Source organism: Pseudoalteromonas neustonica, from assembly GCF_001653135.1.
Classification (GTDB): domain Bacteria; phylum Pseudomonadota; class Gammaproteobacteria; order Enterobacterales; family Alteromonadaceae; genus Pseudoalteromonas; species Pseudoalteromonas neustonica.
The window spans coordinates 1-25722 of the sequence record NZ_BDDS01000001.1; the positions used below are offsets into that span (position 1 = coordinate 1).

Consider the following 25722-nt stretch of genomic DNA (forward strand, 5'->3'; position numbering starts at 1 on the left):
GTTAAGCTAACTTGTACTAATTACCCGTGAGGCTTAACCATACAACGCCAAACGCGTTTTATGTGACTGTTTAAGCGCAGAAGTTAAGATTGTAGGTCGTGATTTATCGCGACAACTAAAGTAGATTTACTAACAGCTGTAAGCGATAAGCTTAAAGTTGTAAGAAGACAATTATCAGCATTTTCAAATTTTAGTTAGTGCGTAGAGATACGAACTGACACCCAATTTGCTTGGTGACAATAGCGTTTTGGACCCACCTGATCCCATGCCGAACTCAGTAGTGAAACGAAACAGCGCCGATGATAGTGTAGCATTTGTTATGTGAAAGTAGGTCATCGCCAGGCTCCAAATTAAAAGTCGCATTGCGCAAATATAAAAATAAGAAAATAGAAAAGAATTTTCTTGGTGACAATAGCGTTTTGGACCCACCTGATCCCATGCCGAACTCAGTAGTGAAACGAAACAGCGCCGATGATAGTGTAGCATTTGTTATGTGAAAGTAGGTCATCGCCAGGATTTAAATTAGAGAAAGCCGCTTCAGAGATGAAGCGGCTTTTTTTCGTTTGGAAGAAAGTGATGCAACCGGTCAATTAAAAAATAAACAGACTCATACTAATCGGCTTAAATATTTAACCATTCTAGCGGACTAAATAAAGCGCTAACTGCGTTAGTAATTTTTCATGTACGACTGCATGTATGCAGGAGGTAGAGCAATGCAGGAGCAATTGCCGAGAACAACACCATGTCAAAATATCTGCCTTGTTATCACTGTATTTATCTTTCGCTATAAATGGTCATTAACTTAACACGATTGGTATCAGTCGTAGCATGAGGGATTGCGGCCGAACACGAGAGAATTGAAAGGAAGGCTATTATACCAATCTGCATAAATATTTGAACAATTTAACGAATTAAATCAAGACTATAATGTCGTTAAAGATTTTTTATTTAGAACAACTAGGGCGTGTTGACCTTTCGTGATTGATTTTGCAGCAGTATGTTTGGTATTTAGGCAAGGCAGAGCCTATGTCGTGTGGTTGTTCCCCATAAATAGGCGATAACGCAGTATAAATGCCAAACATGCGCTGCCCAAAGGGTTCTTCCTAGGGGCGATTGACTCTTTGTTGCTCGGTTTTTACTTAGCCCGCTAGGTTACAAACCTCGCGCCGCGATTAAATCGCCCCTAGATTGAACAAATTTCAATCCACAAAGGTCAACACGCCCTAGATATAAAAATTTTTGTCTAGTTATAGCGCAATTTTCTTGTCATTAAATAGACCCCATATCTACGCTGATTGGTATTACATCAGAGATATACCCTATAACAGGATGAAGGGTGATGTAGCTTTTTAATTTTGAAGAACTTTTTCTTTGTGAAATTTACAATTAGAGTAACAAAGTTACCTCGTTTGAAGTTAACATGATAGAATTTTATCTCTCTTTACAATTCCAGTGAGGGTCAAATTGCCTACCTCTGATTATCAACAAGTATTAAATGACATCACCGCAGATGTACAGCCATTACTCTCACAGGGTAAAGTTGCTGATTATATTCCTGCGTTAGCTGAAGTGGATGCTAATCAATTTTCAATTGCGATTTACACAACTGACGGTCAGACATTCTGTGCTGGTGATTGCTCCAAACGTTTTACAATTCAATCAGTCTCCAAAGTGATGACTTTAACGCTAGCGTTACAACGCTATGGTGACGAGTTATGGGAGAGAGTAGGTAAAGAGCCATCAGGAACTGCATTTAACTCGCTAACGCAGCTTGAGTTTGAAAAAGGTATACCACGTAACCCTTTTATTAATGCAGGTGCGATCGTGACCTGTGATGCGCTATATAGTCGATTATCGGCACCGATGCATTCCATGTTAGAAGCGTTTAGAGCTTTATCAGGAAATAAAACGATTCGTATCGATAAAAAAGTTGCTAGCTCTGAGTATGAGTTTCGTCACCGTAATGCCGCGATGGGGCATTTGATGAAGTCCTTTGGTAACTTTAATAATGAAGTTGATGATGTATTGTGGGCATACTTTAACTTTTGTGCGATAGAGTTAAACTGCATTGAACTAGCTAAAGCGTATAATTTTTTAGCAAATAAGGGGGTTGATAATACTTCAAACCGCCAAGTCCTTTCTAGCCTTCAGAGTAAGCAACTAAATTCATTGTTGTTTACGAGTGGCTTATATGATGCAGCTGGGGACTTTGGTTATAGGGTTGGAATGCCTGGAAAGTCAGGTGTGTCAGGAACAATTTTAGCCGTTTTACCTAATAAATTTACAGTGGCTGTGTGGTCCCCTGGGTTAAATTCATTTGGTAATTCTGTTGCGGGAATAGCAGCATTGGAGCTGCTATCTAATAAGCTTGATATCTCTATATTTTAAATAAATACCAAGGGGGCTATTGTTCCCAATAAACTTGTTCAAGGCAATCTTCTCGCTCCGGTAAGCCACGAGATAGACGAGGGGAGTGCTGAACCAATACTTCAAAGCTAGCTCGGTTAGCATACTTACTTATTTGTGATAATGATGAGTAAGTCATTGCTGGTTGTTGGTGCTTAGCTGAATTACCTACATTGAGTTTATGATAAACATTTGCAGATAAGTCATGTAATACGGCTGCTAATGCGCAATCACCTGCACCATTGGTATTTTTAATCGAGTCTGGGCCACCCATAAATGGTGCTGTGTGGCTATATGCACGGGTAGGCTGTTGACAGTCAACTTTGCGCATAGCACGAGAAAATTCATAGCGATTGAAATCTGGTATTGCGCCAGGTAATAATGGGTACTCAGTTTCTCGTTTAAACTGCTCATCGATATAGCCCGCCATAAATAAGCCTTTCTCACCTGCGGTACAGATCACTAAATCGACCCAATCAAGTGCTTTATCTGCGGCGAGCAGAGGGTCTTCAAAGCCTGTTATTGCAAGCCCTTCTTCCTCATTCATTGCCAAAATATCAACGTGCTTATCGACAAAGTTCGCCCACCAAGTAGGGTCTTGTTCGATTAAGAATTTAGTCCCTAATGTAAGTACTACCGGTACGTCGGCATCATTGGCATATTTGACCGCTTGCATTGTAGCTTCGGTCATAGTTTCATTGCCTTGTGTACGCATAAGGTAAGCACTTATCACTAACGCAGATGAGTTTTCGATGAGGTTTTGATCGATTGATTCAGGACGTAAATGATTCATTAAACCTGCGCTGATCGCAAAGGTACGTTCACCAGTATCGTCAATGAGTGTGAAACAACGACCGATTGGACCATCTACAGGTTGCAGATAATCTAGATCTACGCGACTTGAGGTGTTGCATAAAAAACGATAGGCGTAGCTACCAATTTTAATATTTTCGCTCATCACGCCCAACAGTACAGAGCGATCATCTGCTAGTACTGAGTAGTTGTGCATGGTATTGCCAATGGTACCACCGGCAAACTCATAATCGATCATGTCGTTGAGTTTTAAACGATCATATAATGCATTGGTTATGTCATTATCAATAACCTGCGACATACCTCGGCGCAGTTGAAATTCGTCTAGGAAAGCTTGATCGACTTTAGCTTCTATATCAACTACGATTTGATCTATACCTGTGATGTAGCTGCGGTGCAACCTATCACTGGCATTGAGTTGATTAGTAAGTGGATCTTTTGCTTCCACTGGAAAATAATGTTTATGCCTGCGGCGTCCAGGAAATTTCATTTGCTACCCGTGTGTTGTGAGCTAAATAAAAAAAGCGAGGGATTATATCGCAAGTTGCACTGTATGAGCCATGCTAAAGCGGTTTTAATTTGTTTTATTTTTATCACTAATCAGTATGGTTATGATTTTATATCTCTAAATGAGTATAATTAAACAATAATTAGCAAAAGATTAAGTCAATGAGTGAGCTATTGAACGACCAATACTGGATGACACAGGCCTTAGAGTTCGCAAAAAAAGCTGAGCAGCTAAATGAAATTCCCGTCGGTGCGGTGCTGGTCAAAGACAACCAGTTTATTGCTGCTGGTTATAATCGATCTATTACAGATAATGATCCTTCAGCACATGCTGAAATGATTGCGATACGTGAAGGCGGTAAGGTGCTTAATAATTATCGCCTTATTGACTGTACGTTATACGTAACCTTAGAGCCTTGCTCTATGTGTGCAGGATTATTGGTACACAGTCGGATTAAGCGTTTGGTATTTGGTGCGGCGGATGAAAAAACAGGATCTGCCGGCTCTATAATGAACTTATTGCAAGATTGTAGATTAAACCATCAAGTTGAAGTTGAAGCTGGGGTATTAAGTGATTTATGCGGTCAAACCATTTCAGATTTTTTTAAACGTCGCCGAGGAGAAATAAAAGCTGCAAAGCAGGCATTGCGAGACCTGAAGGTTTAACCTACAGGGGCTGCAACGTTTAATTCCGCCATTTGTTGCATGGCAAACATTCTACGACGCCAAATTACTTTTTTCTGCAGGTTACGCAGCATTATTCTGCGACGGGTAGATGATGAATAAATAACATTCCGTTTAAACGAATGTGTGCGACGACGTTTCAGCATGGTTTCCCCTGAAAATGTGAGAGTGAGAAAGATATAATTTAATTATATACTTGATACTACACATTAGTGATCATTTGGTGACAAGTAAATAGATATTTTAGTTTGTACTGTTTTATCTTATTTAAAGTTGTGTGAGTCGCACTATGCTCTACTTTATTGCTTACTTTTAGTCATTACAGGTGCTTTTATTTGACCTTTTTTAGGTTCCGTCTTGTCATTATTTAGATCTGTAGGAGCTAGCAGTATTGGTGCTTCATTAATCGCATTATTTTCATCCAACCAAACTAACGCATCATAATAGCGACGAATATTGTCTACATACTTAACTGCAACATCACCGCGAGAATAGCCATACTTGGTTTTTCGGTAATAACGCTTTTTAATGAGTAGCGGCAATCGTTTTTTTACATCAGCCCACTTATCAGGGCTGGCGCCTTGTTGCTCCGTTATTATGCGGGCATCATTTACATGACCCCAACCAATATTGTATGAGGCTAAAGCCAACCAAGTACGATCAGGTTGTGGAACTCTATCTGGAATTCTTTTTACAAGTTTAGCTAAGTACTCAGAGCCTCCTTTTATATTTTGCTCTGGCGCTAGGCGGTTAGTTACACCCACTTGTTTTGCTGTATTACGCGTTAGCATCATAATACCGCGCACACCTGTCGGCGACCTCGCTCGTGGATTCCACATGGACTCTTGATAGCTTAAAGCCGCTAATAAGCGCCAATCTAAGCTGCCAGCATATTGCTCAAACCAAGGTTGATATTTAGGGAGTGTTTCTTTAATTGCCTCTATATAGGCAAGCGTATTCACATAATTGAACTGACGTACATGACCAAAGTATTTCTCTTCTAAAACATATAGTTGATTGTTTTGTTTGGCATCACCAAAAAATGGCACCATTAACGCATATAAGGAATCATCACCATCTTTACGCAATAACCACGCAATAGGATCGTTGCGAGTAACAGAAAAACCAATACTTAGATTGGGGTGGTAACGTCGAAATAGTGAAAGCGTATGAGAATCTGCAAGTGTGTAATCTATTTCGCCATCTATCACTGCTTGTAATAGCTCTTCTTCATCAAGATCTTCAGTTTCTTGCCAACTAATATCTGGGTGCGTGTTTTTTATCTGCTGCAATGCTAATGAATGGCTACTTTTTGAAAGGACAGTTAGGTTACCTGTTAGATCATCAAAGTCACGTGGGCGAACTCGACCTTGTTTATAAACAAGCTTTTGACTTATTGTGCGGTAGGTTGGACCAAATCGATAGTCTTGGGCTCTGACTTTATTATAGGTTAAACCAGAGGCTATTAAATCTAAATCACCACTATCAAGGCGTGAGAACATATCTGATAAATTAAAAAACGGCACCATTTCCAGTTCAACACCAAGGTGATTAGCAAACTCTTGCGCAAGTTCGTATTCAAAGCCTTGCTCACCTTGGACTGCTTGGTAATAGTTACTTGCGCCCGCGAGGGTGCCTACTCTGATTTTATTTTGAGTTTTTATCTGGCTGAGTTGAGATTGTTGCTGCTGCATATCGCATGCACACAAAAACATTACTAACGTAATGATTGTAATTAGCTTTTGTTTGAACATAGCGAGCCCCTTAAATCCAATAATACACTTATATCAAAACTAAGTGATGACGTCACTTGGCGATTGGTTTTATTGCGTTTATTCCCTGTAGTATAAAATTTAGAAGATAATTTGATGAAAAGTGTAATTTTGAGTTAAATATGAACCCTATTTGAACTATAATGGCCGTCTAAAATATCGTTCAATCCCTAACCCCGGATGAAAATACCTATGTTGATCCTTCGTGGTGCACCAGCACTTTCCGATTTTAGAGTTCAGAAAATTTTAGCCCGTTGCCAACAGGCGCAACTTCCAGTCACTAATGTATACGCTGAGTATGCACACTTTGCAGATCTAACTGCAGAGCTTTCAAGTGACGAGCAAATTAAGCTTGAGAAGTTACTTACCTATGGTCCAACGATTGCCGAACATACACCAGCAGGAACATTGGTGTTAGTAACACCTCGTCCTGGCACAATCTCGCCATGGGCTTCAAAAGCGACGGATATTGCACATAATTGTGGGTTAACTCAAGTACACCGTGTTGAGCGTGGCATTGCTTATTATGTTGAAGGCGATTTAAACGCCGAACAATTAAACCAAACTGCCGCTTTATTACACGATCGTATGACTGAGGCAACGCATAGCGCATTTGGTGACGCTGCTAAGTTGTTCCGTACCGACGCACCGAGCCAAATGTCATCGGTTGACATTTTAGGTGGTGGACGTGAAGCACTTGCTAAAGCAAACGTTGAGCAAGGTTTTGCGCTTGCTGATGATGAAATTGATTATTTGGTAGAAAACTTCCAAAAGTTAGGGCGTAACCCGAACGACATCGAATTATTTATGTTTGCACAAGCAAACTCAGAGCATTGTCGTCATAAAATATTTAATGCAGATTGGACTATTGATGGTGTAGTACAGCCAAAATCACTGTTTAAGATGATTAAGAACACTTATGAGCTTAACCCTGAAAACGTGTTATCTGCTTATAAAGATAACGCAGCAGTAATGAAAGGTTCTAAAGCAGGTCGTTTCTTCCCAAATGTTGAAGGCGAATACGCGTATCATCAAGAGAATATTGAAATCCTGATGAAAGTTGAAACGCACAATCACCCAACAGCAATAGCCCCATTCTCTGGTGCAGCAACGGGGTCTGGTGGTGAAATTCGTGATGAAGGCGCAACGGGTCGCGGCTCTAAGCCTAAAGCGGGTTTAGTTGGCTTTACTGTATCTAACTTACGTATCCCTGGTTACGAGCAACCGTGGGAAACTGATTTTGGTAAACCTGCGCGTATCGTTACTGCGCTAGACATTATGACAGAGGGGCCATTAGGTGGCGCTGCGTTTAATAATGAATTTGGTCGTCCAAACTTAGTTGGTTACTTCCGTACCTATGAAGAAGAAGTGACAAGTCATAATGGTCTAGAGGTACGTGGTTACCATAAGCCTATTATGCTGGCTGGTGGTTTAGGTAATATTCGTACTGATCATGTGCAAAAAGGTGAAATCCCTGTTGGCGCTAAGCTGATTGCACTCGGTGGTCCTGCGATGAACATTGGTTTAGGTGGCGGTGCTGCTTCATCAATGGCGTCAGGCCAATCAAACGAAGATTTAGATTTTGCTTCAGTACAACGTGAAAATCCAGAAATGGAACGCCGTTGCCAAGAAGTAATCGATAAGTGTTGGCAGTTAGGTGATGATAACCCAATCGCGTTTATCCATGATGTGGGCGCAGGCGGTTTATCGAATGCATTCCCTGAACTTGTAAATGACGGTGGCCGTGGTGGTAAATTCCAGTTACGTGATATTCCGAATGATGAGCCGGGCATGGCACCACATGAAATTTGGTGTAACGAATCTCAAGAGCGCTATGTACTTGCTGTAGGCGTTGAAAACTTTGACCGTTTTGAAGCTATTTGTAAGCGCGAACGTGCACAGTATGCCGTGATTGGTGAAGCCACTGAAGAGCGTCATTTAACTGTTGCTGACAGTCATTTTGATAATAACCCAGTTGATTTACCATTAGATGTATTACTAGGTAAAGCACCTAAAATGCACCGTGAAGCACAATCAAAGCAAGTTGTAGGTCAAGCACTAGACACAACGAGTATTGATGTAAGTGAAGCGGCAACACGTTTATTACGTTTGCCAGCGATTGCTGAAAAAACGTTCTTAATTACCATTGGCGACCGTTCAGTAACAGGTCTAGTAGCACGCGACCAAATGGTTGGTCCGTGGCAAGTACCAGTGGCTAACTGTGCAGTGACAGCTGCTACATATGATACTTACCATGGTGAAGCTATGTCACTTGGTGAGCGCACGCCAGCGGCATTACTTAACTACGGTGCATCAGCACGTTTAGCGGTGGCTGAGTCATTAACTAATATTGCGTGTGCTAATATCGGTAGCCTTGAAAACATTAAGCTTTCAGCAAACTGGATGGCTGCAGCAGGTCACCCAGGTGAAGATGCTGGTTTGTATGAAGCAGTAAAAGCTGTGGGCGAAGAACTTTGTCCTGCGCTTGGCTTAACTATTCCAGTGGGTAAAGACTCTATGTCGATGAAAACCCAATGGGATGAAAGTGGTGAGCAAAAATCAGTAACCGCACCATTATCATTGATAATCACTGCATTTGGCCGTGTTGATGATGTGCGTAAAACGGTTACTCCGCAACTACGTACAGATAAAGGCGAAACGTCACTTATCTTAGTTGACTTAGGCGCGGGTAAAAATCGTATGGGCGCATCAAGCCTTGCGCAAGTTTATAAGCAATTGGGTGATGTAACACCTGATGTTGATAGCCCTGAGTTATTAAAAGGCTTCTACAATGCAATGCAAGCGCTAGTCGCCGATAGCAAGCTACTTGCTTATCATGACCGTTCAGACGGTGGTTTATTTACCACTGTAGCTGAAATGGCATTTGCGGGTCACACCGGCGTTACTGTAAACCTTGACGGTTTAACAGGTTCAGATATCGAAGCGCTTTACAACGAAGAGCTTGGTGCTGTTATTCAAGTAGCTAATAGTGATTTAGCTGCTGTGAATGCGGTATTTGCAGAGCATGGTATTACTGCAATCAGTCATGAGATTGGTACGCTAAACAAAGATGATACCGTGGTATTTAATCGCGGTGGCAACGCTGTATTAAGTAATACACGTACAGAATTACGTACTACTTGGGCTGAAACAACGTACCAAATGCAAGCACGCCGTGATAACCCTGATTGCGCTAAGCAAGAATTTGATGCAAAATTTGACGCAACAGACCCGGGCCTTAACGTTAAACTTAACTTTGACTTAAACGAAGATGTTGCAGCACCTTATATTGCTACAGGCGCTAAGCCTAAAATGGCCATTTTGCGCGAGCAAGGTGTTAACTCGCATTTAGAAATGGCAGCAGCGTTTAACCGTGCTGGTTTTGCAGCCGTTGATGTACACATGAGCGACATTCTTGAAGGGCGTTTAAGTCTTGAAGAGTTTAAAGGTTTAGTGGCATGTGGTGGTTTCTCTTACGGCGATGTACTCGGCGCTGGTGAAGGTTGGGCTAAATCAATCTTGTTTAATGATATGGCACGCGATCAGTTCCAAAGCTTCTTTGAGCGTCAAGACTCATTTAGCTTAGGTGTATGTAATGGTTGTCAGATGCTATCAACACTTAAAGAATTGATCCCTGGTACTGAGCATTGGCCACGTTTTGTGACTAATAAATCAGAGCGTTTTGAAGCACGTTTTAGCTTAGTCGAAGTGCAAGAAAATCCGTCTGTATTCTTTAATGGCATGGCTGGTTCTCGTATGCCAATCGCTGTTTCACACGGTGAAGGTCATGCTGAATTTGCAAACGATGCAGCTGTTAAAGCGGCGCTTGAGTCTGGTACTGTGGCAGTGAAGTTTGTTGATAACCACGGTAAACCAACAACGCAATACCCTAACAACCCGAATGGCTCGCCAGAAGGTATTACAGGTATTACATCAGCGGATGGTCGTGCAACAGTAATGATGCCGCATCCTGAGCGTGTTTTCCGTGCTGTTGCTAACTCTTGGCACCCAGATGAGTGGAAAGAAGATAGCCCGTGGATGCGTATGTTCCGTAACGCACGTAAAAATGTAGGTTAATTTACATTTATACAAGCTAGGTTCATACTTTAGCGATAAAATAAAAGGCTGCATTGTGCAGCCTTTTTTGTTTAACTTGTACAAAGGTCAACGTGACTATTTTAAGGATAATATGCTAAAGCGTGTTGGTTGGGGGTTATTAGTTTTATTGATGAGTGTGATCACACTTGGCTATGTTTTTCGTATGCCGATCACTTTACATTTTATAGCGCCAACATTGAGTAGATCTGGCGTCGAGCTGCATTGCTTAGACTGGTCATTAACGACTAAATTAGATTTACACGTGCAACGGGCATGTGTGATTTATCAAGGGCAACAGTTAGAGTTAGCAGATATTACAGTAAATACCCAATACATTACGATTGACCGTGCGAATTTAATACTCTCAAATTCTGATACTTCAACAGAGTCATCAACAGCTAAAAAGCTTGTATTGGCGTTACCGCAAAGTCGCCCGTTATTACATATAAACCGATTAGAGATCACGCAAGCTCAGTTACAAAAACCGTTAACTCTCAGTATTAATGAGTCAGTGATCAATGAGTTTTTTGTAGCTGGTGACGTAAAAGCGGATGTTAAAATAACAAAGACTAAAGTATCGGGGCATATTGAGCTTAATGATACGCTACTAACTAAAATGAAAGCGACAACAGCAAATTCACTCGCAGGCCTTAATTTCACGAGTCAACATAGTTTTACTTTTGATGGTATTGAGTTGAAGTTAAAGTCTAAGCTAGATGCTGGTTTCTCCTCTGTCATTGATAGTTGTCCGATGACCGTTAAAAGTAACGGCGATGTAAGTAGTTACTATCACTTAAATACTAAATTAATAAATGTAAATGCTCAGCAATTAACAAGCACATTCAATGTTAAAAACGAGTGCTTACAAGGTTTAAACGGTGTTATTACTAATCCTGCGCAGCAGCAATTTATCGCTGACCAAATACCGTTAAGTTGGCAATTAACTTTACCCAACAAAATCACTCTGCAAGGCACTCAATTGACAGCGAATGAACTAACTTTGCAGGGAGAGTCACACGTACAGATGCGTATTCAGCAGTTAGCTGTGGACATCAATAGCGCCTTGGAGACTCTATCAGCACAAGTGGATTTACTATTTACCAGCGATGATATTACCCAATTGAAAATAGCCGCGAATACTAGCAACAATCATGTTGATGGTAATTTCCAATTGAAAATGGCTACGCTACCTGATTTTATCGCTGTTGATTTACAAAAAGTGAATACGCAAGGGCATTTTTTAATAAGTAACGCATTGGGCGAACAACCTAAAGTTGAGTTATCAGCAGAGCTGGCGCTAGCGCAACTAAAAGTGGACGATATCCTCCTTGATAATTACCACGCTACATTTAAAGCTAAGTTGCAAAGTGATCAGTATTTAACAGCGAGTTTATCAAGTAAGTTAGATACCGTTAAAGTAGGGAGTATTAAACTGACTCAACTTACTAATCAGTTAACCGCAGCGGGAAGTTTATCTGTTGGGGAGCTGTTTTTTGATTTAACCAGTGAAACTAAGTTGGCCATGTTGCAAAGTGACGAGTTCAAATTTAAAAACATTCGCATTAGTTCACAAGGTTTGCAAAGTAGAGCTTTACAAGCGTCACATCACATATTTATAGACGGCATCGAGTTAGTTGCCAGCCATAATATGAGCAGTACTGCTCACCCTTTTGAAGTTATAATATCGGATCAATTAGTGACTAAGCTTAATCCGCTGCTTCATCAGTTTGAACCGTTAGCAATCTTAACTGATGGGACTATCAGCGGGCGTATTACTGGCGATATAAACCTGCAGCAGGCAGATATCTCCTTGCAGGTTACGGGTGTTAGTGGTTTGTACACAGACTACCTTGCTAAGCAGCTAAATACTCAATTTACGGGGCGGTATGATTCAGGGCAGCTTAATGTTGAACCTACTACATTTGAGCTAAATGAATTACGTGCAGGCGCAGTTGTTGAGCAACTTAATGGGTATTGGCAAGTTCAGGAAAGCGTGCCTGCGCTTTTAAATGTCTCTGGCAATGTTATGGGTGGGCATTTTTTACTTGATGAGTATCGTTTAACAAATCAACCCCAACAAGCGTTGGTTAAGTTTGATAATATCGACGCAAGTAAGCTGATCACACTTGATGAAAAATCGGGGATCAGTTTAACAGGTAGAGTCGCAGGTCAACTACCTGTTTACTTTACTGACGCAGGCATTGAAGTGCGAGGCGGTGAACTTGTCAATAAAGGAACAGCAAAGTTGCTGATCACAGATAACGCAGCATTCAATGCGGTTAAAGACCAGCAGCAAGAACTTGGCCCAGTACTGGGCTTGCTGGAAGATTTGGACATTAAAAAAATTAATAGCAGTGTTAATTTAAAGCCTGATGGTTGGATGACTTTGGGAGTAAACTTACAAGGTTATAATCAACAGCAAGCGCAACAAGTTAACTTTAACTACAATCATGAAGAGAACGTTTTTACTTTACTCAGAGCCTTGCGTTTAAGTGACGAAATTACGCAAAAAGTTGAACAAGAGTATTCAACAAAAGGAAGCAAGAATGACTAGATGGTTAGTAATTATATCGGCGTTGGGGCTACTAAGCGCGTGCACACACCGCGTTGAAGTGGCAGCTAAAGAACCAATAACAATTAACTTAAATGTGAAAGTTGATCATGAAATTCGCGTTAAAGTTGATAAAGAACTCGACAGTTTATTTAGTGATGACAGTGAATTATTCTAAGGAGCAATGATGAGTATATTTAAAAATAAAAAGCTAAATTTTATCACACTTTTGAGTGCCGCTTGTTTGTCGTTCTCTGCATGGGCTATTAGTTTAGATGATGCAAAAAGCCAAGGCTTAGTCGGTGAAGATAGCTCTGGTTATTTAGGATTAGTAGTTCAAAACGCTGAAGCTAAAACAGTCGTTGATGAAATTAATGCAAAGCGTAAAGCGCAGTATTTAAAACTCGCTAAAAAGAACAATCTATCACTTGCGCAAGTAGAGGCGTTGGCAGCTGCAAAAACGATTGAAAAAACCCGAGCAGGGCACTTCGTTGAAGTTAATGGTGAATGGGTTAAAAAATAAACTCAGTGATTACTTAAGGGCATTAAAAACCGAGCTCACATGCTCGGTTTTTTACAGTTCTCTAATAAGGCTTGCCAAAAATCGATACCTTTACGACGTGCTAGGTTAATGTTGTGCTCTGGAATTGACTCAGGCTCGTTGTACTCATCTAACGCGGCACTCATACTCGCCTCGCGAATTAAATGTAAGGTTGGGAAGGGCGCGCGGTTAGTATAATTGGCTGCGTCGCTATCATCACTGTCTGCAAATACATAGTCAGGGTGAAAGTTCGCTATTTGGTATTTACCTTCAAACCCTTGAGCGACTAACAGCGCATTAGCTAAATTAACGAGATCTAAAAATTCTTCAAAATCAGTAAAACCTTGTTCAAACATGAGCAATGTAGTTTCACGCTCAGGCAGCTGATCGAGTTCAATACATTGCTCAATCATTTCCATAACAGCATCATCAATGCTAATGGCATTACTTGTTTGATAATGTATGCAGTTACTCTCAACTTCTTTACGGGCAAATGGGCAAAAATTGTATTTAACAATGACGCTTGAAACCCACTCGCGGGTTTGTTGCTCTGGTAAACTTAGGTTTATTAATTCAGTCATTACGTGGCTCTAAATGTTCATTAATGATAGCGGTAGTCCTAGCGATAGCACCTTGGTTATTTGCAACACACTGTGCAGCGCGTTCGCCTAGCTGTATACAAAGTAAAGGTTGCTGACAAAGTGTAATAAGTTGCTGGCTTAATTCCTCGGTACTCGTGATTTTTTTAGCGCCACCCAGTGCAATTAGCTCAGGGTAAACATGATTAAAGTTATAAGTATGAGGGCCAGTTAAAGCGCCAACTGAAAAAGCGGCAGATTCGAGCGGGTTATGCCCGCCGCGCTCAATTAAACTACCGCCAATATAACTTATATCAGCCATACCGTATAAACACTGTAGTTCACCTAGAGTATCAGCAAGAAGTACGTGTTCGCCCTGGTAGTCATTGTTACTACGGCGGCTGAAGCTCAATGCTGAGTCTTCAAGTAATGAAGCTACTTTATCAAACTGTTCTGGGTGGCGTGGTGCAATAACCAGCAATGCATCTGGGGAGTGCTTTAAAAGCTGTTTATGAGCATTCAAAATTAACGCATGCTCTATAGGATGCGTTGAGCCTGCCACCCAAATGAAGCGCTGGTTGTTGTATTGCTTTTTTAAGTGTTTTACCTTACCTAATTGCTCGATTGTTGGGCTAATATCAAACTTAATAGAACCAGTGATATGAATATATTCTGCATTTAAGCCCAGTTTAATAAAACGGTTTGCATCATCTTGGTTGTGGCTTGCTAAAGCGGTTATTGAGTCCATGATAGCTTTACTTAATGGAGCAACCTTTTGATAACCTTGCAGTGATTTTTCTGAAAGGCGAGCATTGAGTACAAGTACGGGAATACCTTGTTGCTTACACTGAGCCATTAAATTAGGCCAAAGCTCGGTTTCTAAAATACACAGCATGGCGGGCTTCGTACGTTTTAAAAAACGGGCTGTTGCGCATGGAAAATCCATCGGTAAGTAAGATAGGTGCACCGATGAATTAAAATTATTCTTTATTTGCTCTCTGCCAGTCGGTGTATTACACGTAATAAGTAAAGGCGTGTTTGGTAATTGCTGTTGTAATTTTTTAATGAGAGGCGATGCGGCAAGTACTTCACCTACTGACGCACAGTGGATCATAACAGGAGGATTAGTGGAGAGATTAGCGTTTATAAAACCAAAGCGCTCCATAAAATGATCACGATAGGCGGAATTTTTTCTACCGCGCAGTATATAGACGTAAAAAACAATAAGTGGGCTTAGTAGGTAAAGAACAAGCGAATAAAAAAAACGTGCCATTTTTAAGCCTCAAATAATAAAGTGTAATGATAACGTGGATAACTGAGAAGCAAAATATGAAATTGTTAAAAAGCGTTATATCAAAGAGTTTTGGGTGTTTAGTTAGCGCTAATTTGGTAATATTTCGTTATCTTTGCAAAAATAATAATAGTGTTGGTATTTAAATCCGCTATAAAAAGCCGAAGCTCGCTTTGAATGCATCATTATAGGGCTCCTAATACGACAAACCATTTTAGTAGTAGCCGCAAATAAAATATATAAAACTGCTTCGCACACTGTGATAGTGGTTTAGTGAAGACTATGCTTGTTTATCAGTAGCGCCTTTTTGATAGTAGCTAGTCAGACTAATTTTGAGAGGATTATAAATGTCTAATGTTGATTCAGTAGCAAGCAGCTACCTTGAAAGTCTAGCACGTCACCAAGCATTGTTTGAAACAATGCAAATGTACCATCCACAAGTCATGCAATTGCTTGAAGTGTGTCATAGCGCACTCGAAGCTGGTGGCAAAGTGGTATGGTTTGGTAATGGTGGCAGCGCAGCAGATGCGCAGCATTTAGCCGCAGAATTTGTTGTGCGTTATAAATTAGAGCGTGGGCCATTGGCATCAATGGCACTAACAACCGATACGTCAATTTTAACGGCGCATAGTAACGACTATCATTTTGACACTGTATTTGAGCGCCAAGTTCTTGCACTGTGCAAGCCTGAAGATTTAGTTATAGGTTTAACAACCTCAGGTACTAGTGCCAACATTAATTTAGCGTTAGCGGCTGCAAATGAGATTGGTGCTTACACCGTTGCGTTAACTGGGCGTGATGGCGGTAAAGTAAAAGATATTGCTAAGCTACCGATCATAATTAAAGATGATGAAACCGCCCGTATTCAAGAGGCGCACATGTTTATTGGCCATTGGCTTTGTGAAGCGATTGATATGGTTGTAGCGGGGAAAAATTAATGGATTTAGCGCTATTTAAACATTTATCAAATGCGAGAATACTGGTTGTTGGCGATGTAATGCTCGATCGCTACTGGCATGGTGATTCAGGGCGTATCTCACCTGAGGCTCCAGTTCCCATTGTTAAAGTTAGTAAATTTGAAGACAAAGCGGGTGGCGCTGCCAATGTGGCAAAGAACATTGCTCGTTTAGATGGCAAGGTAGGTCTGCTTGGGTTGATTGGTGAAGACGAAAGCGGTCAAATCCTTGAAAATATACTGGCAGATGAGCGTATTGACTCACAACTTGTGAGTGTATGCGATTTGCCGACTATTTCAAAAATGCGTGTTATTAGCCGTCACCAACAAGTAGTGCGCTTAGACTTAGAAGAAATGTTTACAGAGCAGCATAGCCAGTTGTTGTTGAATCGCCTAGAGTTGGTACTAGATCAGTATGATTTTGTATTGTTCTCTGATTACAACAAAGGCTCACTTTCGTTGATCCAGCAAATGATCACAATGGCAAAAAAAGCAGGTAAAACGGTATTAATTGATCCTAAGTCATCGGATTTAAATCTTTATCGTGGTGCTGATTACATTACTCCTAACTTAAATGAATTTAAGCTAGCTGGTGGTAAAACTGACTCTGAGAAAAACCTTACTGACAGTGCGCGTCAGTTAATCAAAGATGCGGGCGTTGCAGCAATGCTACTGACTCGTTCAGAGCAAGGTATGTCGCTTATTAGTGCTAATGAAAAACATGATTTTGCAGCACAGCAGCTTGAAGTGAGTGATGTAACTGGCGCGGGTGATACTGTAATTGCAACCCTCGCTGTTATGCTTGGTGCAGGTATGAAGCCTAAAGATGCGGTAGAAATAGCGAACCTTGCCGCGGGGATTGCGGTGAGTAAATTAGGCGCTGCAACCGTGTCGCCTGAAGAGCTGAGCCGTAAACTAGGTCAGTATTTACAAAAAACGGGTGAGCATTATCAAACCCCATTTGATGATGTGCTTCAGCATATTGAATTTGCTAAGCAAAATGGCGAAACAATTGTATTTACGAATGGCTGTTTTGATATTTTACACGCAGGTCATGTACGTTATTTAGCACAGGCAAAAGCACGAGGTGATCGTCTCGTTGTTGGTTTAAATAATGACGAATCAATTACTCGCTTAAAAGGCCCTGAGCGCCCAATCAATCCGCTTGATGAGCGCGCAATGGTGTTAAGTGCACTGGCTTCAGTTGATTGGGTTATACCATTTGGTAGCTTAGATGAAAACGACACCCCAGCTAAATTAATCGAACAGATCAGTCCTGATATTTTAGTAAAGGGCGGCGATTACACGGTTGATCAAATTGCAGGTGCGGAGCACGTACTGCGCCATGGCGGAAAAGTAGAGGTGCTTGAATTTTTAAATGGCTGTTCTACATCTAAAGTGATCAGTAAAATTAAAGCTTAACTATTTTAATTAGTTACCTTGGGCAATTAGCTTAAGTTAATCCCTTAAGGCTGACTGGTACGCATATTCAAGATGCTGCCAGTCGTTTTGCTGCCAATGCATCACTTGGTTACGACCTTGCTCTTTATTGAACGAACGAGCAAGGCGGGCCATATTAGCTTGCTGCCATTTTTTTGCCGGTGTTTTTAGTTCGCCGCGATCAAAGTCGATAATATAGACCTCACCTGTTTCATCAAACAGGATGTTATTGATATTCAAATCTGCGTGATACACGCCATGATTATGAAAGTTAGCAATCGTATCTGCTACTTTTGTTAACTCTTGCTCGGTGAAAGGGCGTTGCTTTAAAACATCAAGTACACTTTGTGCGCCTGCTATAGCTTGGGTAATAATATCACCACGGTAAATTAAACCACATTTTGAAACTTTAGCTGCAATTGGTTTTGGTACATTTAGGCCTAACTCAGTGAGTTTCATCATCAAATTAAACTCTTGATAAACGCGTGTTTTTTCAAGGCCTAAATACAAGTATTGATCGCTCAATACTTTACCTACTAAACCTCCTCGCCAATAGTGCCTGAGTACCGCTGTTAATTTGTCATGACAAAAAAACCATGCTGTTGCGCGGCCTTTTTTTGTACCGACAATTTTTTTTTGCTGCTGCCAATATTCATTATCAAACCAGTTTAAGCTAACTTGGGCGCTGTGCTCTGGATGACTTAAAAGAATGTGTTCATTAATGGTTTGTTGGTTAAACATAGCGTATTTACTTTATAACAACCGATAAGGGTATATTAACCTGTTTTAAAGCGGAGCATAAGTGCTTGCAATAGCGAGTGGTTAATTTAAGATCAAGCCATAGTTTATTGTTAAGTGAAGAGCGCCAGTGAGCCAAATTCCTAGTTATTCAGACATCTGTATTTTAAGACTTTCAGCAATTGGTGATGTGTGCCATGGCGTTTCAGCGGTACAAGCAATTCAAAAAGCACACCCTAATGCCAAAATAACTTGGGTGGTAGGAAAAATTGAGGCGATGCTCTTAGCTGGTTTACCTGGCGTAGAGCTGGTGGTGTTTGATAAAAAGCAAGGTAAAGTAGCTTATCAGCAGTTAAAGCAACAATTTAAAGGTCGCATGTTTGATGTTTTGCTGCATATGCAAGTTGCATTGCGCGCGAACTTAGTGGCACGTTGTATTCCTGCAAAAACAAAAGTGGGTTTTGATTGGGCGCGGTCAAAAGAGTTACATAGTTTATTTATTAATAAGCGTATAGCACCTGCGCAGCAAGCACATGTATTAGAAGGCTTTAAAGGCTTTACTCACGCCATCGGCGTGCCTGATTATCAGCCTACTTGGAAGATGCCCGTAAGCTGTGAAGATCAGGCTATTGCGGATCAATTACTTGGCGCTGAGCGTTTAGCTGGGCGTATTTTTGTAATATCACCAGCTGCCAGTAAAAAAGAGCGTAATTGGTTGGCAGAGCGTTACGCAAAAATGGCTGAACATGCACATAGTAAAGGGTTTAATGTCGTTATTACGGGCGGACCTACTCCTTTAGAAATTGAGCTTAGCGCGCAAATTATTGCTAATACGCAAACACCTATTTTAAATTTAGTGGGTAAAACGAAGCTCAAAGAACTTTTATGTGTATTAAAACGTGCTGAATTGGTGCTTGCTCCAGATACGGGGCCTGCACATATGGCGGTTACAGTGGGTACTCCAGTGATAGGCTTATATGCACATTCAAACCCAAAACGTACTGGGCCGTATTTATACCAAGACTATGTGGTTGAGGTGTATCATCAAAATTTACTTAAACAAACAGGCAAAACAGCGGAACAATTACCTTGGGGCACGCGCATTAAAGGCAGTGAGTTAATGAGCCAAATACAAGTTGATGATGTGATTGTCATGTTTGAAAGGGTTGTTCTTGAAATAAATAATGATATAGAGCCACCATTATGAATCCCAATAAAGCATTGTTTTTAGACCGTGATGGCGTGGTTAACATTGACCATGGCTATGTTTATGAGCCTGAAAAGTTTGAATTTGTACCCGGCGTTTTTCAAGCCTGTAAAGCATTTGTAGATGCTGGATATAAATTAATTATAGTGACTAATCAGTCAGGTATTGGCCGTGGATATTATAATGAGGCGGACTTCAACGCTTTAACACACTGGATGATTGCACAATTTAATCAGCACAATGTGCGAGTAACCGATGTGTACTTTTGCCCACACCACCCTAAAAACGCACAGCCAAATTATCTTAAAGAGTGCGACTGTCGTAAGCCGGCTCCAGGCATGTTATTACAGGGTATTAAAGAGCATAATATCGACCCTGCGCAAAGTATTATGGTGGGGGATAAGATCAGTGATATGCAAGCGGCAAGTGCCGCGAGTATTGCAACGCGAGTACTTGTACGATCTGGGCAACGTTTTGAGATGAGTGTTATTGAGTCTGCGCACCATGTTTGCGATTCATTAGCTGATTTGCCTCATATATTGTTACCTCAATAATGATCATTAATGGCAGCCTATTTTTTCTGCGACGAACTACAAACAGTGCATTTGTTTAGCTAAACTTTTACAATAGCCACAAAGATGAGCTGCGCGTTATATTATTCGCGCTAACCCCGTTCAATAAATTGGAGACTACAGATGAGAGCATCTGCATTTTTTAGCCAACTTCAACAGCAAATTGAAGATGTTAAAGCCGAAGGCCTATATAAAAACGAACGTATAATTACCTCTCAACAGCAAGCGCAAATTGAAGTTGCTTCTGGAGATAAAGTAATTAACTTTTGTGCAAATAACTACTTAGGCTTAGCCAATAGCCCTGAATTAATTCAAGCTGCGCAAAATGGCTTAAATGATCATGGGTTTGGTGTGGCATCTGTTCGCTTTATTTGTGGTACACAAGATATTCATAAAACGTTAGAGAAAAAAATCAGTGAGTTTTTAGAAACTGAAGATACCATTTTATATTCTTCATGTTTTGATGCTAACACGGGATTATTTGAAACGATTTTGGGTCCTGATGACGCGATTATCTCTGATTCATTAAACCACGCCTCAATTATCGATGGCGTACGTTTGTGTAAAGCTAAGCGTTTTCGTTACGCTAATAACGACATGGTTGACCTTGAAAAACAACTTATTGCAGCAGACGAAGCCGGCGTTAAAAATAAATTAATTGCAACTGATGGCGTGTTTTCAATGGACGGTGTTATTTGTAATTTAGAAGCCGTTTGTGACCTTGCTGATAAATACAATGCATTAGTAATGGTTGATGATTCTCACGCAGTAGGCTTTGTTGGCGAAAACGGCAAAGGAACACCTGAATATTGCAATGTGTTAGATCGTGTTGATATTATTACAGGCACATTAGGTAAAGCGCTTGGTGGCGCATCGGGTGGTTATACATCGGGTAAAAAAGAGATTGTCGAATGGCTACGTCAGCGTTCACGTCCATATTTATTCTCTAATTCACTAGCCCCTTCAATTGTAACGGCCTCAATTAAAGTGCTTGAAATGTTAGCGGATGGCAGTGAGCTTCGTGCTAAATTATGGTCAAATGCTAAGTACTTCCGTGAACAAATGGAAGCCGCAGGTTTTACGTGTGCAGGTAAAGATCACGCGATTATTCCAGTGATGTTAGGTGATGCAAAAGTCGCATCAGCTATGGCTGATAAGTTATTGGCTGAAGGTATTTATGTTACAGGTTTTTCATTCCCTGTTGTGCCAAAAGGCCAAGCACGTATCCGTACGCAAATCTCTGCGGCGCACAGCATTGAACAACTAGACACCGCAATTGCAGCCTTTACCCGCATTGGTAAAGAAATGGGTGTTATCTAATTTATTATTTTAAGCCGCGCTTTTGTCGCGGTTTTTTATTGAGTGTGATTCATGAAAGCATTATCTAAATTAAAAGCAGAACCCGGTATTTGGATGACAGATGCGCCAAAACCTGAAGTTGGCCATAACGATTTATTAATTAAAATCCGTAAAACTGCAATTTGTGGTACCGACGTACATATTTATAAATGGGATGAGTGGGCGCAAAACACCATTCCAACACCTATGGTTGTTGGCCATGAATATGTAGGTGAAGTGGTTGATATGGGCCAAGAAGTCCGTGGTTTTAGTGTTGGTGATCGCGTTTCAGGCGAGGGTCATATTACATGTGGGCATTGTCGTAATTGCCGTGCTGGACGAGTACATTTATGCCGCAACACCACGGGTGTTGGTGTAAACCGTGAAGGTGCGTTTGCTGAGTATTTAGTGATCCCTGCATTTAATGCATTTAAAATACCGGATAATATCAGCGATGAATTAGCCTCTATTTTTGACCCATTTGGTAATGCAGTGCATACCGCATTGTCGTTTGATTTAGTAGGTGAAGATGTTTTGATCACCGGTGCTGGCCCGATCGGCATTATGGCTGCTGCCGTTGCTAAACATGTGGGTGCTCGCCATGTAGTTATTACAGACGTAAACGAATATCGCTTGGATTTAGCACGTAAAATGGGTGCTACTCGCGCCGTTAATGTTGCCAATGAAAAGCTTGAGGATGTAATAAAAGAGCTAGGTATGACAGAAGGCTTTGATATTGGTCTTGAGATGTCAGGTGTACCAGTTGCATTTAATGGTATGTTAAATAACATGAATCATGGCGGTAAAATTGCCATGTTGGGTATTCCTCCATCAGATATGGCTGTTGATTGGAACCAAGTGATCTTTAAAGGCTTGGTGATTAAAGGTATTTACGGCCGTGAAATGTTTGAGACATGGTACAAAATGGCCAGCCTTATTCAGTCTGGTTTAGACCTTAATCCAATTATCACTCATCAGTATTCAATTGATGACTTCCAAGCAGGCTTTGATATGATGATTTCAGGCCAATCAGGTAAAGTTATTTTAAATTGGGATTAGCTCAATTTAGATTTTAAAAAAGGGCGGCTTAGGTCGCCTTTTATATTTAGAGAGTATTATGGCATTTAAGCATATTTCAATTACACAGACGCAAGCACTCCTTAATAAAGAGGATGTAGTGATTGCAGATATTCGTGATCCTAACTCATTCCAAGCAGGGCATATCCCTGGCTCTGAGCATTTATCAAACGCGAACATTAGCGAATTCATGATGAATAAAGAGTTTGATCAACCTATTATTATCGTGTGTTATCACGGTATGAGCTCACAAGGGGCTGCCAGCTATTTAACAGAGCAAGGGTTTGAAGATGTGTACAGTATGGATGGTGGTTTTACGCAATGGGAGGCACAATTGCCGGAGAATGTAGAGCGATGATTGAATTAGGCAGTATTAATAATCCCCGCGCGGCACAAGGCTTTATAGATTATGTAAAAAGCAAAGGCCTTGATGCGCAGTTACGTTCTAGTAATGGACAAGCAGTGATTATTTGTATTGCCTCAAGTGATTTTCATCAAGCCCAACCATTATGGGAAGAATTTGTTGAAAACCCTCATCATGAACGCTACCAGGCTGCTTCATGGCAAGTGGGCAGCACGCAATCTGTTTTAAGTTACCAAGGGCAGTCGCTTAATTTAAAAGCGCGCTTTAAAGCGCTAAGCTGGTTAAATCAGACGGTAACGTTATTATGTGTTGCTATTTATATCGCGTTTACACTCGGTGGATTTGAGCCAATTTATAGTGTGTTGCAGTTTAACCCAAATCAGCCACTAACATGGTTAACGCCTGCTATAGTGCATTTTAGTGCCGTGCATTTGTTGTTTAATATTATTTGGTGGATAACCCTTGGTAATGGTATAGAAAAACTGGCAGGTAAGAGTACTCTAATAGGCCTTTTTCTTATTACAGCGCTATTGAGTAGTTGGGCTGAGTTTATTATGGTTGGCCCTAATTTTGGTGGCTTGAGTGGGGTCGTATACGGTTTACTTGGCTATTGCTGGATTTATCGCGAATTTAATCCTAAACAACCGGAGTTAGTCAGCAATGGTATTATTGGATTTATGCTTGTGTGGCTAGTACTAGGCTTTGGAGATATGTTATTTGTAAGTATGGCCAATTGGGCGCATTTAGGCGGCTTATTAAGCGGTATGGCTTATGCCTTCACCGCTCAATTATTTACAGCAAAAAAATCTAGTGATAAAGATATTTAGTAAAGAGTACTTCGCGAATAACTTCTTGCCCTGTTTCTTGCTTTAATAGGGCTTTTAGTTTTTCAGCACAGCGTTTACGGATCTCTTCACGGCCGGTAAGTGACTTTACTTTTTCTTCAGGCTCTTTCGATAAAATCCCTACAATCGCATCACGTAACAGCGGTGTGTGATGTTCGACGATGGCAATGTTTGCCATATCGCTCAGCATTAAATCGACGGTAATACGCACATAACCGAGTTTTTTGTTACTTTGGCCAATATAGTTGGTAATAATGTCTGGTTCAAAGCCAAAATAGCCTACCGTTGTTTCTGCACGACTCGCAAAGCTGCCAAATAAACTAAGCAACAAGGTGCTAATTAATATACTAGCGTAAAGCGTTTTTTTCATATTAAGTAAAGAGTCCCGTATTTAATTACCATTAGTTTATACGTAATACTGGTCAAGATACAGGCTGAAGGGGTTATTATATTCATTAATCATCACTTTTTCCAAACCGCAGGCAGTGGTATCATTTATCTGGTTATTATTAAACAGAGCTATCGTGATCACATACCCACTACCACTCATTGCCAATTGGCAGCGGGGCGCAGCATTAAATTCATTGTCAACAACTGAGCAAAGCTGGTTGCTTGAACCCGGTTCACTGACCGCTAAATTAAAGTCCCATGGGCGTGATTTTTCAGTACAGGTTTTAAGTGAGTTACAGTGTATTTTAACTCTTGAGCAGCAGCAATTATTGGATTGTTCACATGAAAAAATAATAAACCGTGAGGTACTACTGTGGTGTGATGGCCTGCCTATGGTTTATGCACAAAGTTGGTTGCCGGTTACGGATGATATGCAACAGCAGCAATTACTCGTGCTTGGTAATAAACCTCTGGGCGACATTATCTTTCAACACCCAGATTTAAAACGAACAGAAATTGAAGTTGCATGTTTTGATCGTCAGCATTGTATCCAGCAGCTAGTGAGTCAATATTCTTCAACAGCCACGGATTTGTGGGGACGCCGAAGTGTTTTTTCGTTAATGAAAAGCCGATTCTTGGTCTCTGAAATATTCTTACCTGGAGCCTTTATTTACACATGAAATTAGCCGCATTACAGCAAGCCCACATTCCTTATTACAAACAACTAATGCGCACAGATAAGCCAATTGGCACGTTGTTGTTGTTATGGCCAACATATTGGGCTTTATGGTTGGCAAGTAATGGAACGCCTAGCTTGGTTAATCTAATTGTGTTTAGTTTGGGTGTATTTGTAATGCGCAGTGCGGGTTGTGTGATCAATGATTATGCCGACCGCGAAATTGATGGCAGTGTAAAACGTACTGAGCAACGGCCACTTGCCGCAGGACTGGTGTGTAGTGGTGAGGCATTAAGTTTATTTTTGTTATTGATCATTATTGCCTTTGGTTTAGTTTTACTGCTGAGCTGGCCAACAATGCTATTATCCGTAGGGGCGCTGTTATTGGCTTTTAGTTATCCATTTATGAAGCGTTATACGCATTTGCCACAAATGGTTTTAGGTGCTGCGTTTGGTTGGGCAATACCGATGGCATATATGGCGGCTACAGGAGATGTCCCCCTTCAAGCGTGGTTATTATTTACTGCTAATGTCCTGTGGACTATGGCGTACGATACTATGTATGCAATGGTCGACAGAGATGATGATTTAAAGATCGGGGTTAAATCTACCGCTATCTTATTTGGTCATTTTGACAGGTTAATCATCTTTATCCTTAATACGGTGTTTATTGTTTTATTAGCTGTAGTCGGGGTTATTAATGATTTAGATACCCCCTATTGGCTAGGTGTTTTAGTTGCATGTGGCTTTTTAGTCTATCAACAATCCCTAATTCATACTCGTGATAGAGAGCGTTGTTTTAAGGCTTTTTTAAACAACCACTATGTTGGTATGGCTGTTTTTGTAGGCTTAGTGGCATCCTTGCCACTTAATATATAA

General features: G+C 40.8%; 22 protein-coding genes and 2 rRNA genes. 18 read left to right on the forward strand and 6 right to left on the reverse strand.

Translation table 11 applies throughout. The features are described from left to right. The first annotated feature begins 229 nt into the window (after window positions 1-229). The 3 genes from rrf (A7967_RS00010) to glsB all read left to right on the forward strand — a co-directional run bounded on the left by rrf (A7967_RS00010) (window position 230) and on the right by glsB (window position 2388). Window positions 230-344 (forward strand): 5S ribosomal RNA (gene rrf / locus A7967_RS00010). 57 nt (window positions 345-401) lie between these two features. Beyond that, window positions 402-516: ribosomal RNA gene (gene rrf / locus A7967_RS00015) — 5S ribosomal RNA — on the forward strand. Window positions 517-1464: 948 nt separating this feature from the next. Next, window positions 1465-2388, forward strand: coding sequence for a glutaminase B (gene glsB / locus A7967_RS00020; RefSeq protein ID WP_054204374.1), 924 nt, complete (start codon window positions 1465-1467; stop codon window positions 2386-2388). A 16-nt stretch (window positions 2389-2404) separates the two neighbouring features. Here glsB and A7967_RS00025 read toward each other — a convergent pair whose 3' ends face one another. Further along, entirely contained in the window at window positions 2405-3709 is a 1305-nt protein-coding gene (locus A7967_RS00025; RefSeq protein WP_054204373.1) for an inosine/guanosine kinase, read from the reverse strand. A gap of 179 nt (window positions 3710-3888) precedes the next feature. Here A7967_RS00025 and tadA point away from each other — a divergent pair, with 179 nt between their 5' ends. Beyond that, window positions 3889-4392: a tRNA adenosine(34) deaminase TadA gene (gene tadA / locus A7967_RS00030; RefSeq protein ID WP_054204372.1), complete on the forward strand. Its 504-nt coding sequence runs from the start codon at window positions 3889-3891 to the stop codon at window positions 4390-4392. 317 nt (window positions 4393-4709) lie between these two features. On the opposite strand, the gene mltF is transcribed toward tadA, so the two are convergent. Beyond that, complete coding sequence (gene mltF / locus A7967_RS00035) at window positions 4710-6164, reverse strand: membrane-bound lytic murein transglycosylase MltF (RefSeq protein WP_054204371.1); 1455 nt, start codon at window positions 6162-6164, stop codon at window positions 4710-4712. Window positions 6165-6374: 210 nt separating this feature from the next. On the opposite strand from mltF, the gene purL reads away from it, so the two are divergent. The 4 genes from purL (at window position 6375) to A7967_RS00055 (ending at window position 13354) form a co-directional block, all read left to right on the forward strand. Continuing rightward, on the forward strand, window positions 6375-10259 hold the full coding sequence (gene purL / locus A7967_RS00040; protein WP_054204370.1) for a phosphoribosylformylglycinamidine synthase: 3885 nt from the start codon (window positions 6375-6377) through the stop codon (window positions 10257-10259). A gap of 112 nt (window positions 10260-10371) precedes the next feature. Next, window positions 10372-12834 (forward strand): intermembrane phospholipid transport YdbH family protein, encoded by a 2463-nt coding sequence (locus tag A7967_RS00045; RefSeq protein ID WP_054204381.1) that lies wholly within the window; start codon window positions 10372-10374, stop codon window positions 12832-12834. After that, window positions 12827-13009, forward strand: coding sequence for a YnbE family lipoprotein (locus tag A7967_RS00050; RefSeq protein WP_054204369.1), 183 nt, complete (start codon window positions 12827-12829; stop codon window positions 13007-13009). The genes A7967_RS00045 and A7967_RS00050 overlap by 8 nt, the downstream gene beginning before the upstream one ends. Window positions 13010-13018: 9 nt before the next feature. After that, window positions 13019-13354, forward strand: coding sequence for a YdbL family probable chaperone protein (locus A7967_RS00055; RefSeq protein ID WP_054204368.1), 336 nt, complete (start codon window positions 13019-13021; stop codon window positions 13352-13354). 35 nt (window positions 13355-13389) lie between these two features. On the opposite strand, the gene A7967_RS00060 is transcribed toward A7967_RS00055, so the two are convergent. Together A7967_RS00060 and waaA are read right to left on the reverse strand one after the other, a co-directional pair. Further along, window positions 13390-13953, reverse strand: coding sequence for a DUF1415 domain-containing protein (locus A7967_RS00060; protein WP_054204367.1), 564 nt, complete (start codon window positions 13951-13953; stop codon window positions 13390-13392). Next, complete coding sequence (waaA, locus tag A7967_RS00065; protein WP_054204366.1) at window positions 13946-15223, reverse strand: lipid IV(A) 3-deoxy-D-manno-octulosonic acid transferase; 1278 nt, start codon at window positions 15221-15223, stop codon at window positions 13946-13948. Before waaA ends, A7967_RS00060 begins: the two co-directional genes overlap by 8 nt. A gap of 365 nt (window positions 15224-15588) precedes the next feature. Between waaA and A7967_RS00070 the strand changes: the two genes are divergently transcribed. Both A7967_RS00070 and hldE read left to right on the forward strand, forming a co-directional pair. After that, on the forward strand, window positions 15589-16179 hold the full coding sequence (locus tag A7967_RS00070; RefSeq protein WP_054204365.1) for an SIS domain-containing protein: 591 nt from the start codon (window positions 15589-15591) through the stop codon (window positions 16177-16179). Further along, window positions 16179-17618, forward strand: coding sequence for a bifunctional D-glycero-beta-D-manno-heptose-7-phosphate kinase/D-glycero-beta-D-manno-heptose 1-phosphate adenylyltransferase HldE (gene hldE / locus A7967_RS00075; RefSeq protein WP_054204364.1), 1440 nt, complete (start codon window positions 16179-16181; stop codon window positions 17616-17618). The genes A7967_RS00070 and hldE overlap by 1 nt, the downstream gene beginning before the upstream one ends. A 36-nt stretch (window positions 17619-17654) precedes the next feature. Here the strand turns inward: hldE and A7967_RS00080 are convergent, their stop codons facing one another. Next, window positions 17655-18377 (reverse strand): 3-deoxy-D-manno-octulosonic acid kinase, encoded by a 723-nt coding sequence (locus tag A7967_RS00080; protein ID WP_054204363.1) that lies wholly within the window; start codon window positions 18375-18377, stop codon window positions 17655-17657. Window positions 18378-18504: 127 nt separating this feature from the next. Here A7967_RS00080 and A7967_RS00085 point away from each other — a divergent pair, with 127 nt between their 5' ends. From A7967_RS00085 to glpG, 6 genes are all read left to right on the forward strand, one after another. Continuing rightward, the gene (locus A7967_RS00085) at window positions 18505-19581 is read left to right on the forward strand and encodes a glycosyltransferase family 9 protein (protein WP_054204362.1); all 1077 of its coding nucleotides are present in this window, start codon (window positions 18505-18507) and stop codon (window positions 19579-19581) included. Beyond that, a complete protein-coding gene (gene gmhB / locus A7967_RS00090; protein ID WP_054204361.1) occupies window positions 19578-20135 on the forward strand; it encodes a D-glycero-beta-D-manno-heptose 1,7-bisphosphate 7-phosphatase in 558 nt (185 codons plus the stop codon). The genes A7967_RS00085 and gmhB overlap by 4 nt, the downstream gene beginning before the upstream one ends. Window positions 20136-20276: 141 nt before the next feature. Further along, entirely contained in the window at window positions 20277-21473 is a 1197-nt protein-coding gene (locus A7967_RS00095) for a glycine C-acetyltransferase (RefSeq protein WP_054204360.1), read from the forward strand. Window positions 21474-21524: 51 nt separating this feature from the next. Continuing rightward, window positions 21525-22550, forward strand: a complete 1026-nt coding sequence (gene tdh / locus A7967_RS00100) for an L-threonine 3-dehydrogenase (RefSeq protein WP_054204359.1) — start codon at window positions 21525-21527, stop codon at window positions 22548-22550. A 58-nt stretch (window positions 22551-22608) separates the two neighbouring features. Further along, complete coding sequence (glpE, locus tag A7967_RS00105) at window positions 22609-22926, forward strand: thiosulfate sulfurtransferase GlpE (protein ID WP_054204358.1); 318 nt, start codon at window positions 22609-22611, stop codon at window positions 22924-22926. Then, window positions 22923-23759 (forward strand): rhomboid family intramembrane serine protease GlpG, encoded by an 837-nt coding sequence (glpG, locus tag A7967_RS00110; RefSeq protein ID WP_054204357.1) that lies wholly within the window; start codon window positions 22923-22925, stop codon window positions 23757-23759. Before glpE ends, glpG begins: the two co-directional genes overlap by 4 nt. Here glpG and A7967_RS00115 read toward each other — a convergent pair. Further along, window positions 23740-24147 (reverse strand): flagellar basal body-associated protein FliL, encoded by a 408-nt coding sequence (locus A7967_RS00115; protein ID WP_054204356.1) that lies wholly within the window; start codon window positions 24145-24147, stop codon window positions 23740-23742. The genes glpG and A7967_RS00115 overlap by 20 nt on opposite strands. A gap of 154 nt (window positions 24148-24301) precedes the next feature. Here A7967_RS00115 and A7967_RS00120 point away from each other — a divergent pair, with 154 nt between their 5' ends. After that, complete coding sequence (locus A7967_RS00120) at window positions 24302-24847, forward strand: chorismate--pyruvate lyase family protein (protein ID WP_054204380.1); 546 nt, start codon at window positions 24302-24304, stop codon at window positions 24845-24847. Next, window positions 24844-25722 carry a 4-hydroxybenzoate octaprenyltransferase gene (gene ubiA / locus A7967_RS00125; protein ID WP_054204355.1) on the forward strand — a complete coding sequence of 293 codons (879 nt, stop codon included), beginning with the start codon at window positions 24844-24846 and terminating at the stop codon, window positions 25720-25722. Before A7967_RS00120 ends, ubiA begins: the two co-directional genes overlap by 4 nt.

What these genes read in the sequence shown, in the direction of transcription:
- A7967_RS00115 (WP_054204356.1), bottom strand. Translation starts at nt 24,147, where the DNA reads ATGAAAAAAACGCTTTACGCTAGTATATTAATTAGCACCTTGTTGCTT.
- A7967_RS00055 (WP_054204368.1), top strand. Translation starts at nt 13,019, where the DNA reads ATGAGTATATTTAAAAATAAAAAGCTAAATTTTATCACACTTTTGAGT.
- A7967_RS00095 (WP_054204360.1), top strand. Translation starts at nt 20,277, where the DNA reads ATGAGAGCATCTGCATTTTTTAGCCAACTTCAACAGCAAATTGAAGAT.
- ubiA (WP_054204355.1), top strand. Translation starts at nt 24,844, where the DNA reads ATGAAATTAGCCGCATTACAGCAAGCCCACATTCCTTATTACAAACAA.
- glpG (WP_054204357.1), top strand. Translation starts at nt 22,923, where the DNA reads ATGATTGAATTAGGCAGTATTAATAATCCCCGCGCGGCACAAGGCTTT.
- A7967_RS00070 (WP_054204365.1), top strand. Translation starts at nt 15,589, where the DNA reads ATGTCTAATGTTGATTCAGTAGCAAGCAGCTACCTTGAAAGTCTAGCA.
- purL (WP_054204370.1), top strand. Translation starts at nt 6,375, where the DNA reads ATGTTGATCCTTCGTGGTGCACCAGCACTTTCCGATTTTAGAGTTCAG.
- tdh (WP_054204359.1), top strand. Translation starts at nt 21,525, where the DNA reads ATGAAAGCATTATCTAAATTAAAAGCAGAACCCGGTATTTGGATGACA.
- gmhB (WP_054204361.1), top strand. Translation starts at nt 19,578, where the DNA reads ATGAATCCCAATAAAGCATTGTTTTTAGACCGTGATGGCGTGGTTAAC.
- tadA (WP_054204372.1), top strand. Translation starts at nt 3,889, where the DNA reads ATGAGTGAGCTATTGAACGACCAATACTGGATGACACAGGCCTTAGAG.
- mltF (WP_054204371.1), bottom strand. Translation starts at nt 6,164, where the DNA reads ATGTTCAAACAAAAGCTAATTACAATCATTACGTTAGTAATGTTTTTG.
- A7967_RS00050 (WP_054204369.1), top strand. Translation starts at nt 12,827, where the DNA reads ATGACTAGATGGTTAGTAATTATATCGGCGTTGGGGCTACTAAGCGCG.
- glpE (WP_054204358.1), top strand. Translation starts at nt 22,609, where the DNA reads ATGGCATTTAAGCATATTTCAATTACACAGACGCAAGCACTCCTTAAT.
- A7967_RS00045 (WP_054204381.1), top strand. Translation starts at nt 10,372, where the DNA reads ATGCTAAAGCGTGTTGGTTGGGGGTTATTAGTTTTATTGATGAGTGTG.
- A7967_RS00060 (WP_054204367.1), bottom strand. Translation starts at nt 13,953, where the DNA reads ATGACTGAATTAATAAACCTAAGTTTACCAGAGCAACAAACCCGCGAG.
- hldE (WP_054204364.1), top strand. Translation starts at nt 16,179, where the DNA reads ATGGATTTAGCGCTATTTAAACATTTATCAAATGCGAGAATACTGGTT.
- A7967_RS00080 (WP_054204363.1), bottom strand. Translation starts at nt 18,377, where the DNA reads ATGTTTAACCAACAAACCATTAATGAACACATTCTTTTAAGTCATCCA.
- waaA (WP_054204366.1), bottom strand. Translation starts at nt 15,223, where the DNA reads ATGGCACGTTTTTTTTATTCGCTTGTTCTTTACCTACTAAGCCCACTT.
- A7967_RS00025 (WP_054204373.1), bottom strand. Translation starts at nt 3,709, where the DNA reads ATGAAATTTCCTGGACGCCGCAGGCATAAACATTATTTTCCAGTGGAA.